12 protein-coding genes and 1 tRNA gene are annotated in these 13,362 nt (G+C 73.0%); 4 read left to right on the forward strand and 9 right to left on the reverse strand.

The window, feature by feature from the left end; translation table 11 throughout:
* Positions 1 to 47: 47 nt before the first annotated feature.
* The 5 genes from M0638_RS19655 to M0638_RS19675 all read right to left on the reverse strand — a co-directional run bounded on the left by M0638_RS19655 (position 48) and on the right by M0638_RS19675 (position 4,599).
* Entirely contained in the window at positions 48 to 245 is a 198-nt protein-coding gene (locus tag M0638_RS19655; protein WP_248668710.1) for a hypothetical protein, read from the reverse strand.
* Between the two features lie 617 nt (positions 246 to 862).
* Positions 863 to 2,917 carry an AAA family ATPase gene (locus tag M0638_RS19660; protein ID WP_248668711.1) on the reverse strand — a complete coding sequence of 685 codons (2,055 nt, stop codon included), beginning with the start codon at positions 2,915 to 2,917 and terminating at the stop codon, positions 863 to 865.
* A gap of 20 nt (positions 2,918 to 2,937) precedes the next feature.
* Positions 2,938 to 3,210 (reverse strand): helix-turn-helix domain-containing protein, encoded by a 273-nt coding sequence (locus tag M0638_RS19665; RefSeq protein WP_248668712.1) that lies wholly within the window; start codon positions 3,208 to 3,210, stop codon positions 2,938 to 2,940.
* Positions 3,211 to 3,364: 154 nt separating this feature from the next.
* The gene (locus M0638_RS19670) at positions 3,365 to 3,850 is read right to left on the reverse strand and encodes a hypothetical protein (RefSeq protein WP_248668713.1); all 486 of its coding nucleotides are present in this window, start codon (positions 3,848 to 3,850) and stop codon (positions 3,365 to 3,367) included.
* Positions 3,851 to 4,110: 260 nt separating this feature from the next.
* Complete coding sequence (locus tag M0638_RS19675; RefSeq protein WP_248668714.1) at positions 4,111 to 4,599, reverse strand: KilA-N domain-containing protein; 489 nt, start codon at positions 4,597 to 4,599, stop codon at positions 4,111 to 4,113.
* A 488-nt stretch (positions 4,600 to 5,087) separates the two neighbouring features.
* Between M0638_RS19675 and M0638_RS19680 the strand changes: the two genes are divergently transcribed.
* Positions 5,088 to 5,471, forward strand: a complete 384-nt coding sequence (locus tag M0638_RS19680; protein ID WP_248668715.1) for a hypothetical protein — start codon at positions 5,088 to 5,090, stop codon at positions 5,469 to 5,471.
* Between the two features lie 104 nt (positions 5,472 to 5,575).
* On the opposite strand, the gene M0638_RS19685 is transcribed toward M0638_RS19680, so the two are convergent.
* Entirely contained in the window at positions 5,576 to 5,812 is a 237-nt protein-coding gene (locus tag M0638_RS19685; protein ID WP_248668716.1) for a hypothetical protein, read from the reverse strand.
* A 162-nt stretch (positions 5,813 to 5,974) separates the two neighbouring features.
* Here M0638_RS19685 and M0638_RS19690 point away from each other — a divergent pair, with 162 nt between their 5' ends.
* Positions 5,975 to 6,289 (forward strand): hypothetical protein, encoded by a 315-nt coding sequence (locus tag M0638_RS19690; RefSeq protein WP_248668717.1) that lies wholly within the window; start codon positions 5,975 to 5,977, stop codon positions 6,287 to 6,289.
* A gap of 95 nt (positions 6,290 to 6,384) precedes the next feature.
* Here the strand turns inward: M0638_RS19690 and M0638_RS19695 are convergent, their stop codons facing one another.
* Both M0638_RS19695 and M0638_RS19700 read right to left on the reverse strand, forming a co-directional pair.
* Positions 6,385 to 6,723, reverse strand: a complete 339-nt coding sequence (locus M0638_RS19695) for a hypothetical protein (protein WP_248668718.1) — start codon at positions 6,721 to 6,723, stop codon at positions 6,385 to 6,387.
* Positions 6,720 to 8,723, reverse strand: a complete 2,004-nt coding sequence (locus tag M0638_RS19700; RefSeq protein ID WP_248668719.1) for a hypothetical protein — start codon at positions 8,721 to 8,723, stop codon at positions 6,720 to 6,722. Before M0638_RS19700 ends, M0638_RS19695 begins: the two co-directional genes overlap by 4 nt.
* 380 nt (positions 8,724 to 9,103) lie before the next feature.
* On the opposite strand from M0638_RS19700, the gene M0638_RS19705 reads away from it, so the two are divergent.
* Positions 9,104 to 9,283, forward strand: a complete 180-nt coding sequence (locus tag M0638_RS19705; protein WP_248668720.1) for a hypothetical protein — start codon at positions 9,104 to 9,106, stop codon at positions 9,281 to 9,283.
* Positions 9,284 to 10,300: 1,017 nt separating this feature from the next.
* The gene (locus M0638_RS19710) at positions 10,301 to 10,663 is read left to right on the forward strand and encodes a hypothetical protein (RefSeq protein WP_248668721.1); all 363 of its coding nucleotides are present in this window, start codon (positions 10,301 to 10,303) and stop codon (positions 10,661 to 10,663) included.
* A gap of 2,346 nt (positions 10,664 to 13,009) precedes the next feature.
* On the opposite strand, the gene M0638_RS19715 is transcribed toward M0638_RS19710, so the two are convergent.
* Positions 13,010 to 13,100 (reverse strand) — tRNA-Ser (locus tag M0638_RS19715).
* Between the last annotated feature and the right edge of the window lie 262 nt (positions 13,101 to 13,362).

The raw sequence follows: 13,362 nt of genomic DNA on the forward strand, positions 1-13,362 counted from the left end.
GGGGGGGGGGGGAGGCGGCTGCTACCGCAACCGCCTCCAGCGCGCTCCTAGCGGCTCCTGCGGCCGGCACTGCCGCGGCGCGCCCGATGGGACGGAAGCGCGAAGACGATGAAACCGCAGTCTGGGAAGTCGCGCATGGCGCGGTTGGCCGCGTCCGCCGCGCCTTCTCCGGGCTGTTGGAACACGGCCATGAAGCCGGGCTCGATCTCGGCATGCGGCAGACGGTGCGAGTACAGGTCGGGCATGGTGGGGCTCTCCGCGTCGGTGGTGGGCCGCCTAGCGCCGGCCTCTGTGGTGGAGAGGGTGGCGCCCGGTGAAAGCCAGGGAATTATAGACATAACAAAGCTTTATAACAAAGAGAAAAGCTTGATGGCCGCTCTGTCTTGTCGCGAGCGAGTACTGCTACCGGCCGCTTGGGGCGGGCCGCGCGTGTCCTTCACCTTCGAGCCACCGCCCACTCCCAAGCATCGGCCGCTGCGCCTCGCGCGCTGTGATCGGTTCCGTCCGTATCACGCCGCCGTGAACGGTTGGCGGCGGCTGGAACACTCTCCCACCACTGCCACCATCGCCGGCTGCTACGCCCCCCCCTAGGGGGGATATCACCCCCTCCCAGGGGAGGGATATATCCCCCTATAGGGGCGCGGGAGCGGAAGCGGGAGCGAGAGAAAAGAAGAAAGAAAATCAATCACTTGTGGGCTATATGAGCGATACCGTACCGGAGCATTGCGGGAGCAGGAAAATCCAGCGTTTTCAACGGTTTATAATTCCGTTATCGAAACTGATCCCGTTTCGCTCCCGCCTGCTCCCTGCTCCCGCCGCTCCCGAGAGGTGTTTGGGAGCGGCGGGAGCGGTTGCGATCTCGTTACGACATGCCCTTGGCTGCTGCCCCGTGCGTGGCCGGCTGGAGCACCCCATCCACATCCGCGAGCATGCCGCCAGCGACGGCGGCCTCGATTGCCGCCAGAACCCGGGCGCGTGACAGGCCGACAAGGGCGGGGCGGCCCATCTTGTGCAAGGCCGTCTCCCTGCCGTTGCGCGTGACTTGGCGGCCCTCGCTGCACGCCGCCACCACCTCCGCGACCACGCGCTCCACGTCGCTCTCCGGCTTCGCGCGGCCCCTGGGCGCCGGCATCGCGGCGGCCCCAGCGGGTGCCAGGCGGTGCGTGCCCGTCTCTGGGTCGAAGACCAGCCGCAGATCTGACTTGGGTGCTTCCTCCTGGTTGTTGCTCTTGGTGACGCCGAACCGCGTCATGCCGGCCGCCTCATCGCGCAGCATCGCCATGCCCAGGCGAACGCGATCCATGAACACGCCGCTGCCGCGCGCCCTGTCCCAGACATCCGAAATCGTCTTCGGCTTTCGTCGAGGGTCGTTCTCGCGTCGGGTGTGGTGCACCAGCAGCACCGCGCATTCCTTCTCCTCGGCCAGCGCGCGGAGCTGGTTCATGAATGCGTTCACCTCGTCGTCGTTCGTCTCCCCGCCCTTGAACCAACTGCGGGCCGGGTCGATCACGACGATGGAGACATTCCCGGCAGCACGAACCTGCGCGAGCGCCGCCCCAAGGTCCGTGCCTTCCTTCTCGAAGAAGGAAACCACCAGCGGCCGGGCGCCGCCAAGGCCGACACGCTGCCTCCTGATGCGCTCCTGCAAGGCGGCGCGGTCGTCTTCGCCGGAAAGGTAGGCGGCCAGCCCCCGGGCGTCTGGCGGGATGGCATGCCCCAGGAACTCCGAAGCGCCGGCGGAGACGGCCATCGCCATCTGCAAAGCGAGGACCGACTTCCCGTTCCCGTTGCCAGCAACCAGCATCGACACGGCGCCTCGCCGCAGCAGCCCATCTATCGCCCATCTGGCGCGCGGGGCCTCGATCTCGCCGGCGGCGATGCGCTCCTGCTCCAGCACGGCGAAAAGCGTAGCAAAGCCCTCGGGAGTGCTGGCCCATTCCCAATCGGTACCGACTGCCTCGCGGACACCAAGGTCGTCCGCGATGGCAACCAACTCCGCCACCGTCCAGGGGAGCTGTACGCGGTCACAGAACTCGTCAGGAGTAGCCCCCCGCAACCCACGCAGCGCGGCCGGGACGGGCGCGCCTTCCGGGTCAGCGGAGCAATAGTCGGCAGGGATGGCGCCTCCGGGCCATTCGCTGTTTACGCTGCGGTAAAACCATTCGCCGTAATCTTCTGCGCTTTCGAGCGCGTGCCATGCTCGGCGGAACACGCTTGTGGCCGCCGCCTCGCCCGTCAGGCCGGGGTCGGATTGGAACGTAACGTCGGTCGCATCATCCACCAAGTCTATGGTGGCACGTGCTTCGGGCGGTCCGAATGCCACAGGAACATGCAGGGCTGCGCACAGAACATCGGAGAGGGCGTGCCCTCTCTGTCCTGCTTCTGGGGCACCCGGATCGTCCTTTCGGAATGCGCCGAAGTACAGGAGAAGCGGCCCGGTGCAGATTTTCCATGTGCCGCTAGTCATGATGACCGTGAACCCGAGTGCGCGGAGCCGCCTCGCCGCGTCTGCAAGCGCCTTCTTGGTCATCTCGTCCGCGTAATCGCCCTCCAGCAGTCTGAGGAGCGCCTTCTTCGCCACGCGGTATTCGCTGTCGCTGATGCAGTCTCTCTGGTGCATCTCCTTCAGGTCGTCGCCCGCGTTCCGGATACACTCTCCGAGCGTCCATCTGTCGTGCCCGCGCACCGCGCCCATGATGAGGCGGGGCGGTTTCGTGATGCCCGCCGCGCTCTCTGTCCCCGGCGGCCGCATCTCCCTGCCACTCGCACCCGTGTCGTTGTCCGCGACCGGCACCGCCGGCGCCGCTTCGGGCGCCACTCGCCCGGCGTGGGGGACGGAAGGCGGCGGCATCGTCGGCTCCGCCTGGCCGCTCGCGCGGCGCTCCGCGGCGTTCCATCCCTCGGCCGTGGTGGGCATGGGCAGTCTCATCGCGCCGCTCACGCCACACGCTCCCGCGCCACGACGGCGCCGGGCACGGCGGCGCGCTCCAGCAGGGCGCGCAGGTCGTCCGTGGTGAACACCGTGCGCTTGCCCAGCTTCCTCGGCGTCAGCTCGCCGCGCTTCGCCAGGCGGTAGATGGTGGTCCGGCCGCAGCCGAGGAACCGGGCGGCGGCGGTCATGCCCATGGCGGCCGGCAGCGGAGCGGGCGGCGGGGGCGGGACGGGGGTGGGGGTGGTATCGGTCAGGGCGGTTCGAGTGTAACGCGGCATCGGCGGAGCCTCCGGCCAGGGTGGGGGTAGAGGGGCGCGCCATTGGCGCCCTGCTTCGCCCACTATTTTCCTGCCGTACCACTCACGCCGCTCGCGCAACCTCGGACTTTCCTGCCCGAAATCGCGCAACCCATTGAACCCGCTTGGTATGCGGCTACGGAGCCTTGCGCGTAGGCAGCGCCGTCCCTGGCGCGGCCAGAGCATCGCGCGTCGCCTGCAAGGCGGCATCCCACTGCCGGTCCTGCCGGGCCGCAGCAGCCTGCCCCAGCTTCGCCAGGACCGGCTTCCAGCCCGGCGGGAACGGCACCGCCTCCACCACCGACGGCAGCTTCGCCGACGCCTCCAGCGCCGCCGCAAGCGGCTTGGCGCGCTTCCTCCGCGCCCCCTCCAGCACGGCCCCGCGCAGCGCCGCAGGGCAGTAGCCCAGCACCTCCAGCACCGCCGGGCCAAAGCCTTCGGCCGCGACCAGCTCCGCCTCCGCCACCCGATGCGCGGCGGCGCGCAGAGGCACGCTCTCGCGCAGGGCCAAGCGCCGCACGCGGCGGCCGAGGCGGTCTGTGAGGCGGTGGGCGAGATGGTCCTTGTCCTTGTCGAGCCACGGCATCGGCGGACGGTCCGCGCGCTCCCCGATCTGCTTCACGGGAGCTGCGCCGGGTTCCTCACGCCACAGCAGCCACGGCGCCGTCTGCCGCAGCGCCGCCACGGCTCCAGGGGGGCGGCCGCGGCGCCGCTGCCTATCATCGGCCGGGCAAGCCGGCGCAGCGTCGGGGAACGCGGCGGATGGTGCCTGCCGCTTCGGCGGCGAGCCGGTGGCAAGCAGGGGTGGCGGAACGTCGGGGCGCATTCGGGCATTGTACGGCACAACCCGTGTTGCCCAGCAGCGAAAGATGCGGCTTCCGCTCAGGCGGGCGCGACGGACAGCGCCGATCCGGCTGCGTTTGGGCATCGTGGTGTGATGGACACGGCGGACGGACAGCGGGCGTGCACCCGCAGCTCCGCCAGCACCTCCGCGCGCACCGCCTGGACGATGCCGCGCACGATGTCCGCGGACGGCGCGGACACGGAACCCGCCGCCCCGGCAACGAGGGCATCGAACGCGCGGATCACCGTGAGGTGGAAGGCCGGACTGATCCACATTGCGTAGGCGTAGACCAGCTCCTTCGCGACGTAGGTGCCGCCACTCCGACCCTCCACCGAGGACACCGGAGAAACTGCACACATCTGTGCAGTTTCCATTTCCGCGACGAGGGCCTGCGTCTGCTCCGTCCGCAGCCAGCTTCCGGGGCGCTTCTCGACGCCCAGGCCCGACGCCTTGTGGCAGTCGTTCAGGTTGTAGCGGCCCTCCGCGTCGCGGCGGATCGTGGTGTTGAGGATGGTGAGTGCAGTCATGGTGGTGGTGCCTTGTGGTGGGTGTTGGTAGAAGCCGCAGACGGAGGCGTGGTGTCCTCCGCCTGCGGGGTGACTACGGCGCCTCCCGCGTGAAGCCGACGCGGCGCGCCAAGCATCGGCACCGCCGCCGCTCGCGCCACCGTCCCGCGTGTCTCGGAAAAAATTCCACCCTGCGCCCGGAGCCGCCAGCCGCCGGCGAGTAGATGCCGACGATCTTCCGCTCTCCGCGCGCCAGGCGCCAGCCGTGCCCTTGATGGCGCTCAAATCGCCGCGCCGTCGCCGCGCTTCTTCGAGAAGCTGTAGATCGTCACTATCTACTTTGCCGACAAGCTATCGGCCGATTTACGCGTGCTGGAGCACCGGGGCACTCGCTTGACGTGCAAATTCCCGGCGCGTCATGGTGTGCGTGCCCCGCGAACTGCGAGGCGGAGCCGCCCGGCGCGCCAACGCCGGCGCGGCTCCTGACCCAAGACCAGAGGTGAAGTCTCATGGCCCAGGCTGCGAAGAAGCCTATCCGTCGCGCGCGTCGTGCGCAAACCGCTTCCGCCGCCGCCGCCGCCGCCGCCGCCGCCGCCGCCGCCGCCGGCGCCGCCGCCGCCGCCGCCGCCGCCGCCGGCGCTCCGCGCCGCACCGCGCGCAAGCCGCCCGTCACCAGCGAGGCCCGCGCCGCCATTGACGCGGTGCTGGCCGCGAAGCGCCTTGCGGGAAGCGACTGCCCGGAGGAGGCGGCCTCCGGCATCCACCGCTTGGTGCTGCTGTGGATCAACGACGGGCCGGACGGCGATCTTGCGGAGACGGTGCTGCGCGAGGTGTGCCCGGGTATCGGGCTGACGCTGGCGCGGCCCGAGGGCAGGGAGATGGAGCCCGCCTGACGCTGCGGCCACCGCGGCGCCCGGCACCACACGGGCGCCGCTTCGGCGGGATGGTGGGCGGCCGGCGCTGTGCGTCGCGCCGGCTTCTGCGGCTGTCGCGGGCGCTACCGCATCCAGCGCGGGAGCCACCGGCAACGCTGGTGCCAGGTCGCCCAGCGAAAGAGCCGGTCCGTCAGCCTCTCAGGGGTCGCCACGGCTGCAACCCCGACTGCGACCGGGATCAACGCGACGGCGCCGGAGCCGGCCATCACGCCGTTTCCGGCCGCGATCCCCAACACGATGGGGAAGCAGGCGAAGCCGACATAGACCCCGAGGGCGAACGCCCACTTGTTCGAACCCATGAAGCGTTATCCTCCGCGTCACCGTCGTTTCGCGGTCGATTGTGGGACAGGGGGCGTTAACGCCTCGTTATCGTTTTCGGCAGCGGCCCACCGCGACCAGTGCCCCCAGGGCAGCGGCAACCTTTCAGCATTCGTTAAGCATTTGTCTGTACGATCCAGCGTATGCTCATTGAAGCCGTGGTGGATTTTCTGGGTTTGCTGATTGGCGTTTCAGCCGACCCGTTCCTGATCATTGTCGCGGCGGCTACGGGGTGGAAAGCTCGCAGCTATCCTTGGGCCGTGACGGCGGGGCTATTCGCCGGATTAGGCATTCACATTCTCAATGCCGCGCTCCTCTCCGAGCATAGTGGATCGCTCCACCTTTTTCTGCTGCCGCCCAGGCTGATGGGCGGCGTTCTGCTCGCGTGCCTTTCGCATGCGGCGATGCGCCTTATGAAGCGCCCGCGCAACGTGATTACCTCTGCAAAGTCGCCATGAGGCAGCGCATTTCGGCGCCGGTTCTGGGCGGAACATGTAGCTCCGTCCCCGAAAGCAGCCGACCCCTGCCGCAGCCGCGGCGCATCCTCAACCGGTCACTGACCCCTCCGCATCTCCCGCACCCGCGTCTCCAGCCACTCCGGTTCCACGCCCGCCGCCGCACACCACGCGTGCCGCGACGCGGCCCACTCCCCGTCCGCGTCCGTCAGGAAGCGCATCGCCTCCGCCTTCGCCTCGGCTGCCGCCGGCGTGGTCTCTCCTTTCCTGGCGTCGCGCCGCTTCAGCTCGAACGCATCCACAAGCGCCTGCCGCAGCACCGCCAGCGCCAGGGCGCGGTCTGCGGAGCTGTCGTCCCCCTCCGGCGGCTCGGCGGACACGGGCGGCGCGGGGAGGGCGCCGGGCGCCGCTCCCATGGTGTGGGTCACGGCGGTCACTCGTCGTCCTCCTCGTCGTAGCGCACCCGGCTCGGCGGCCGCAGTGGCCCGGCCACGCTGTCGGCCAGGGCGCGCCCGGCGCCGCGCGACGTGCCGGCCATCATCCCCACGCCATAGACCGCCCCCAGCGCCCGCCCGGCGGGCAGCAGCGACGCCGCCGCCGAGACGGCCGGCGCCAGCACGGCGGCGTGGAAGCCGCGCACGGCGCGATGCTCGGCGCTGTTGGTGCCGTCGCTGTTGCGACCCAGCGGCGCCGGCAGCAGGCCGGTGCTGACAGCGGCCAGGTTCTCCGCGAGGTGCCCGACGTAGGGGCCGGCCACGAAGCCCAGTAGCGAGCGGTCGTAGCGGGCGCCGGTGGCCGCGTTCAGCACCGGCGAGAGGGTGCCGAACAGGCCGGTGCGGTCGAGGTTGGAGAGCGTGTTCACCCACGTCTCGCGCTCGCGCCGCTCCGGGCTGAACAGGCCGTCGCGCACCGCCGCGAACCCGTACTGCGCCGCCGCCAGCGTGATGCCGCCCACCAGCGGCCCCAGCAGCCGGGCGCGGTCCGCCAGGGTGTAGCCGCCGCCGGTCAACCCCTCGCCCGCCTGCTTCAGCGAGCGCAGCAGCACGTTGCGGGTGAAGGCGAACATGAAGGACGTGATCCCGTAGGCCAGCCGCCCGGCGGCGTGGCCGGCCAGGGCCGGCTTGTCCACCGCCTCGGGGTTCTGCACCGCCTCGTTCACGAAGCGCCGCGTGGCGGTCCGCCAGGCCACCGCCTCGGGCTCATCGCCCAGCAGGGCGGTGGTCGGCGGCGTGCCGTCGTGCCGTTTCAGCCAGGCCGCGAGGCGCGTGGCGTCCTCGGGCGTCATGCCCAGCTCCGCCAGCAGCCGCGTGGCGCTGGCCGTGGTGCCGGCGCCGGTCGCCACCTCGTCCGCGAGTTGGCGCACCCACACCTGGCCGATGCGGGCGGCGGCGATGCGCTGCGCCTCCGTAATGGCGTGCAAGCCCGTCCGCTGGAACATGCCGGCCACGAGCCGCTGTTGCAGGCGGCTGTCGGCCAGGCCGGCGACGTTGGCCGCCATGGTGTCGTTCACCGCGTCGGTGGTGACGCCCAGCAGCTCCGCGACGCGCCGTGCCTCCGCGGTCCGCGCGCCGCCGCGCAGCGCGTTCACCGTGTCCACCAGCGCCTCCAGGCCGCGCAGCGGGTTGCCGGTGCGGCTGCCCACCGTCATGCCCTCCAGCATGGAGGACAGCACCGCCCGCGGCAGCAGCGACAGCGTGCCGATGGTCTGAACCCACCCCGTGACCACCTGCGCCGGGCCTGGCAGGGTCGAGCGCATCGTGCCCGTGGCCGCCTCGAAGTAGGAGCGCAGCAGCGCGATGTCCGCCGGCTCGACGCCCTGCCGGCGCATGGCGGAGAACAGCTCCTCCACCTTCTCGCCGCTGCGGCCGAACCGGCGCGTGTACTCGGCCATGCGGGAGCTGCGGTCGAAGTAGGTCCGCAGCGCCTCCCGCGGGTCCGTCACCATCCACCGGCGCAGCATGGCGTCCGCCTCGGGCGGGAGCTGCCGGCCCTTGGTGAAGTTGCCGGTCGGGGTGTGACCGTACTCGCCGGCCCCGCGGCCGACGCCGGCCAGCCGATCCAGCCAGTCCTCCGCGGCGCGGCGGGCGTCCGCGGCGTTCAGCCCCATCTTGCGGTAGAGGGCGGCGGCGTCCTGCGCGAACGCCTCGCTGTCCGCCATGATCCGCTCGGCGTCGAAGATGCGCGGGAAGTAGCCGCGGCGCTCGCCCAGCTCGACGCCGGCCTTCGCCAGATAGGCGCGCTGGTCGTCCAGCAGGCGCCGGACGTTGGCCGCCTTCGCTGCCTCCGCCGCGTCGCGCGGCCGCGCCTGGCCGGTCAGCAGGTCGCGCAGCCGTTGGTCCGCGGCGGCGTCGCCGGGCTCGCCCATGAGGTTGCGGGCGCGGTTCAGCATCGACTTCGCGCGTGCCTCGTAGGCGGTCTGGAACGTCTCCTTCACCACGCGCGGTGCCGGGGTCGGTCGCCAGCGTGTCCGCGAGGCGGGCGATCTCCGGCACCTGGGGATAGCGACGCTCGATGGCGCGCATGCCGGCGCGGGTCGAGTGCAGGAAGTAGCGCCCGACGCGCTCCAGGCTGCGGCCGGCGCTCTGAACCGCCTCCACCGCGGCGCTGTTCATGAGCTGCGTCCGCAGCGCGCGGGCGGCGGCCATGGCCGGGTCGAGGAGGAAGCGGCGGGCCGCGGTCGGGTCGAGGGGCGAGCTGTAGAGGGTCGCGGACGCGTCCGCGGACGGCGCTGTCCCGGTCGCGGTCTTGCCCTCCGCCCGCGCCGCCGCTGCCCGCCCGGCCTCGTTCATCCGGTTGTACGCCACACCGGAGGGGCGGATGGAGGTCGTCTCCCGCAGCTCGCGCGCCATCGCCTCCCGCTTGGCGCGGGCGCGCGCGAGCTGCCGCGCCTGCGGGGTGCCGTCCTCCGGCTCCCCGCGCCTCGTCAGCTTCTCCACCTGTTGCCGCGCCTGGTACTCGGCCTTCACCACCTTGTCGCGCTCCGCGGCGGGCACGTAGCGCGGCTCGGCCGCCCGCTCGGCCGCCCGCTCGGGCGCGCGCGGAGGCTCCTGCGGGCTGCCGCCGGCCGCCGGCGTCTCCCGGGCGGGCGGGGCTTCGCTCGCCGCCTCTTGGCGGGCCCGGCCAGCCTCTCCCGCCGCCCGCGGCGCCTCCAGCCGCTCCGGCTCGCCGCGCGCCGCCGGCTCCCGCGGAGCCTCCGCGCCGGCCCGGCCCGGCTTCGGTCGCGTCCCCGCGCCGCCTGGGCCCGGGTTCCGCCCCGTCTCGCGCGCGGTGAAGCCGCGGCCGGACGGATGCACGGCGATCTCGAACACCTGGTCCGGGCTGTCCTTCTGGCCGCGGTTGATGATCCACCGCGCCGCCTGCTTCTGGTCCGCGAAGCGCACCGGGCCGCCCTTGTCGGAGACGACGTAGCCGCCCGGGCTCGTGTGCCAGCGGCCGTCCGCGTCCTGTCCGCGCGGCGTGTTGCTGGTGCCCTGGCCCTCCTGCCACTCGCCGCGCGCCCGCGCCGCCTCCGCCTCGGCTTCCGCCTGCGCGCGGCGTGCCTCGAAGGCGCGCGTCGCTTCCTCGGCGGAGGACCAGCGCCGTCCGCCGGCCGGCGCCTCCGGCTGCTCCGGGAACGGGCTGCGGCCGGGCGGCGGGGCGCCGTCCTCCGGGCCGGGGCGCGTCGCGCCAGGGAACCGCTCGTTGGGGTCGGGCGCCGTCGCCCGGTAGGTCTGCTCCGGCTCGCGCACCGGGCGTCCGGGGCCGGCCTCGCGCGGCAGCTCCGGCGGGCGCGGGCCGTCCGCCCGGGCGCTGAAGTCCTGCGTGCGGCGCGGGTCCTGGGTGTAGCTGCTGCGCTGAAGCTGCTGGTCGCGCACCACGTAGGGCACCGCGTCCGGCGCCGCCTCGCCGGTGCGCGGGTCGTACCGCTCCACCGTCACGAAGCCGCGGTCGTCCCGGTGCAGCACGCGGACGGGGTTGCCCTCGTCCAGCAGCACCTCGGCCCGCTCCGGCCCGCGCGGCAGGCCGGCGGCCTGCGTGTCGCGCACCTCCGGCGCCACGCGCTCGCGCTGGCGGGCCGCCAGGTCGAACGCCTGGCCGGCCTGGCGCTGGCCCTGCACCTGGTCGGGCGTCTGCGGCGCGCGACCCTCCGGCGCCACGAAGCGCGGCGGCGGCTCGGCGGCGTTGCGGTTGCCGCCGCGCATCTCCGCCTGCGCCCTGGCGATGTCGCCCGGCGTCATGCGGGACGGCTGCGCCTCGGTCGGCACCAGCGCCGTGCCCTCGCGGCCGCTGCGCAGCGCGGCGCCCGCCTCCACGCCCGGGTCCGCGCCGGTGCCGCGGTTCGGCACCAGCGTCTCCCGCGCGCCGACGCCCGGCTCCACGATCTCGGACCGGGTGTAGGTGCGCGGCGCGGCCGCGTCCGGCAGCGCGATGCTCTCCGGCGGGCGGGCCGCCTCCGGCACCAGCGCCACGGACCGCACGCGCCGGTCGATCTCCGCCTGGCGGGCGGCGTCGTCCAGCCCGGCCGCGCCGCGCTCGCGGGCGCCGGCGATCTCCGCATCCACCCGCTCCACGATGGCGGGCTCCACGGCCGCCACCCGCTGCCCGGGCGTCTCCAGCCGGCCGGCGGGGAGTGGGCGGCCGGTGGCCGTGGTGACGGTCGCCGTCTCGGCGCGCTGGCGCGCGGCCACCAGCGGGTCCGCCTCGGCCGCGCGGCGGGCGGCGAGGCGTTGCGTCAGCGCCTCCAGCCGGTCCTGTCCGCCGCGCGTGGCGCCCGGGTTGGCGGGGTCGGTGATGCCGTTGGCGGCGGCGGCACGCTGCACGTCGGGGTCTGCCCAGGCGGCCGCCAGCTCCTCCGGCTGCACCTCGCCCAGCATGCGCGGGTCGGTCGGGCGGCCGGTCGCTGCCGCGCGCCGGCGCGCCACCGCCGCCAGGATCGCGCTCGCGACCACCGCACCCACCGCGTTGCCGCCGAGGTTCGCACCGAAGCCGGCCAACTCGCCGCCGCCGGCCTGCTGCACCATCTCCTGCGCCGCGCCGCCGGCAGCGCCCGCCGCGGCATCCACGCCAGGCGCGTCCGCCAGCGCCCCCAGCACGGCCCGCCCGGCGGTCGGGGCGGCGGGTACTACGGGGCGGACCACCGCCGGGGCGAAGCCCTCGACGGCCGCCGTGGCCGCCTGCGGCAGCGCACGGGCCGCGCCGACGAAGGGCAGCACCGAACCGGCCACGCCCTCGGAGGCGGCGCCGATCACGCGTTCCGTGGCCGTCTCCGGCTGCGGCAGGCCGGCGGCATCGGCCACCGCGGCACCCACGCGGCGCCCGGCGCCGGGCTGGAAGGGGGCTGGCACGTTGGCGCCCGTCAGCGTGTTCCACGCCACCACCGGCGCGTTCAGCACGGCGCCGCCGGCGTCGTTGATGATGTCGAGGGCGGAGGGCACGCCCTGCGCCATGTAGCGGCCGGCGAGCCCGATCTGGCGGCCGACTTCCTGAAGGGCGGTGCGCTGCGCCGCCGGCGCGGGCGGCGCGCCGAACACGTCGTCGTCGGACAGCTCGCGCGGAGCGGCGGGCGCGGCGGGACCGGCGGCCGGCGCCGGGCCGAACACGGCGGCGTCGCTCAACTCCTGCGGCATCGGAACAAGCCGCGGGCGCGGGCCGGCGGGTACGCGCGGCACCAGGCCGCCACCGGGCGCGGGCGCCGCGGGCGTCCAGTCGTTGATCTCGTCCTGCCTGCCGGCCACGCCCCGCCTCCGTGTCACGCTGCCGCCGCCCGGATGGGCGGGCGCCGACGCGACTGGCGATGCTCGGGCAGGGCGAGGGAGGACATGCGCGGAGGCGAGGCACCGCAATGCGTCCTCCGGCTCGAAGTGCCGGAGCAAAGACCAGTCACATCAGCGCATTACGGCCTGTCCAATATGGACATTCTACCGGATGGGATGCGGTCGGTGGGGGGATTTCTCGTGGTGGCAGCGCGGAAAGTTGGCGCGGTGCGGGCGGCTTGGCGGCGGTTGGCCGGTGCCGCGTCGCGCGGCCCGAAACTTTCGGACGGCCGCAATTTTGGTCGGGGGGACGGTCACCCAATGCGCGCGAGCAAGGGGGAGCCCCCCGGGGGGTCAAGGTCGAGCATCCGGGGTGAGAAGGTCCGCGCTCATGATGGTGGCGTCCGGCTCGGTGCCTACCGTGCTGGGCTCACGGCCGCGTCCCGGCCGCGCATTCGACGCCAGGCCCCTCGCGCCACGCGGACAGCGTGGTAGCTGAGGAAGATTACGCCGCCGCCCTGCGCGGTTGGCGTGGCCCATGCGCTGAATGCGTCGTAGCTGGAGTGGAGTGGAGAGCGGCCCGACTGTTCCAGCGCCACCTTCAGCAGCATCAGGGCCGCCCATAGCGCGACGGTCAGAACGAAGGATCTTCGCGGGCCGCGTTCCCACAGCGCGGATGGTAGGTCGAACCCATTGGAGGCCGCCGGTCGCGGCGTGTCCTGCTCCGCGTGCCAGCGGTGCCGATGGATACCCAGATCGGCCGCCCGGCGGAGCATGTCCCGGGCAGGGTATGGTCCAGCTCCATCACGCCATTGCTCGTCACCCCGTATCCGGCGGCGAGGCGGGCCGTGGTGAAGGTGAGGTTGGCTGCGGCGCGCCCCGTGCTAGGGCGTCCGAACACCTTCAAGCGTGCGTCTTGGGAACGGATTTGGGAACAGGTGCGGAGCGGGATTAGAAAACGAAGCACAAACAACGCGCTATGGCGTCGGGCTGGCGGATGGGGTGGGATTCGAACCCACGATACGCTTTTGACGTATACGCACTTTCCAGGCGCGCGCCTTCGACCACTCGGCCACCCATCCGAACCGACCGGAGCATGGCCCGGCGGCGCAGGGCGCGGAACTTATGCGGGGCCGCGCCCGGGGGCAACCCACCTTCTGGCCTCCTCCTGCCGGGGCCTGCGCAACCCTTCCCTGCGGTGGCTTCCGGGCTTTCTCCCGCCGGCGCCCCTGGCCTCGCGTCGCCGGCTGTGGTTCCTCTCCGCGCCGCCGGGGCCGTTCCGGCACGCGCGAGCGGGCCGTGGCGACGCTCCGGATCACTTGTCGCATCACTTGCCGCGCGAGG

Source organism: Roseomonas acroporae, assembly GCF_023223525.1.
Taxonomy (GTDB): domain Bacteria; phylum Pseudomonadota; class Alphaproteobacteria; order Acetobacterales; family Acetobacteraceae; genus Roseomonas_E; species Roseomonas_E acroporae.

Bases quoted from the DNA above. Each gene is read 5' to 3' on its own strand.
- M0638_RS19655 (WP_248668710.1), bottom strand. From the start codon at position 245: ATGCCCGACCTGTACTCGCACCGTCTGCCGCATGCCGAGATCGAGCCC.
- M0638_RS19660 (WP_248668711.1), bottom strand. From the start codon at position 2,917: ATGCCCACCACGGCCGAGGGATGGAACGCCGCGGAGCGCCGCGCGAGC.
- M0638_RS19665 (WP_248668712.1), bottom strand. From the start codon at position 3,210: ATGCCGCGTTACACTCGAACCGCCCTGACCGATACCACCCCCACCCCC.
- M0638_RS19675 (WP_248668714.1), bottom strand. From the start codon at position 4,599: ATGACTGCACTCACCATCCTCAACACCACGATCCGCCGCGACGCGGAG.
- M0638_RS19680 (WP_248668715.1), top strand. From the start codon at position 5,088: ATGGCCCAGGCTGCGAAGAAGCCTATCCGTCGCGCGCGTCGTGCGCAA.
- M0638_RS19685 (WP_248668716.1), bottom strand. From the start codon at position 5,812: ATGGGTTCGAACAAGTGGGCGTTCGCCCTCGGGGTCTATGTCGGCTTC.
- M0638_RS19690 (WP_248668717.1), top strand. From the start codon at position 5,975: ATGCTCATTGAAGCCGTGGTGGATTTTCTGGGTTTGCTGATTGGCGTT.
- M0638_RS19705 (WP_248668720.1), top strand. From the start codon at position 9,104: ATGGAGGTCGTCTCCCGCAGCTCGCGCGCCATCGCCTCCCGCTTGGCG.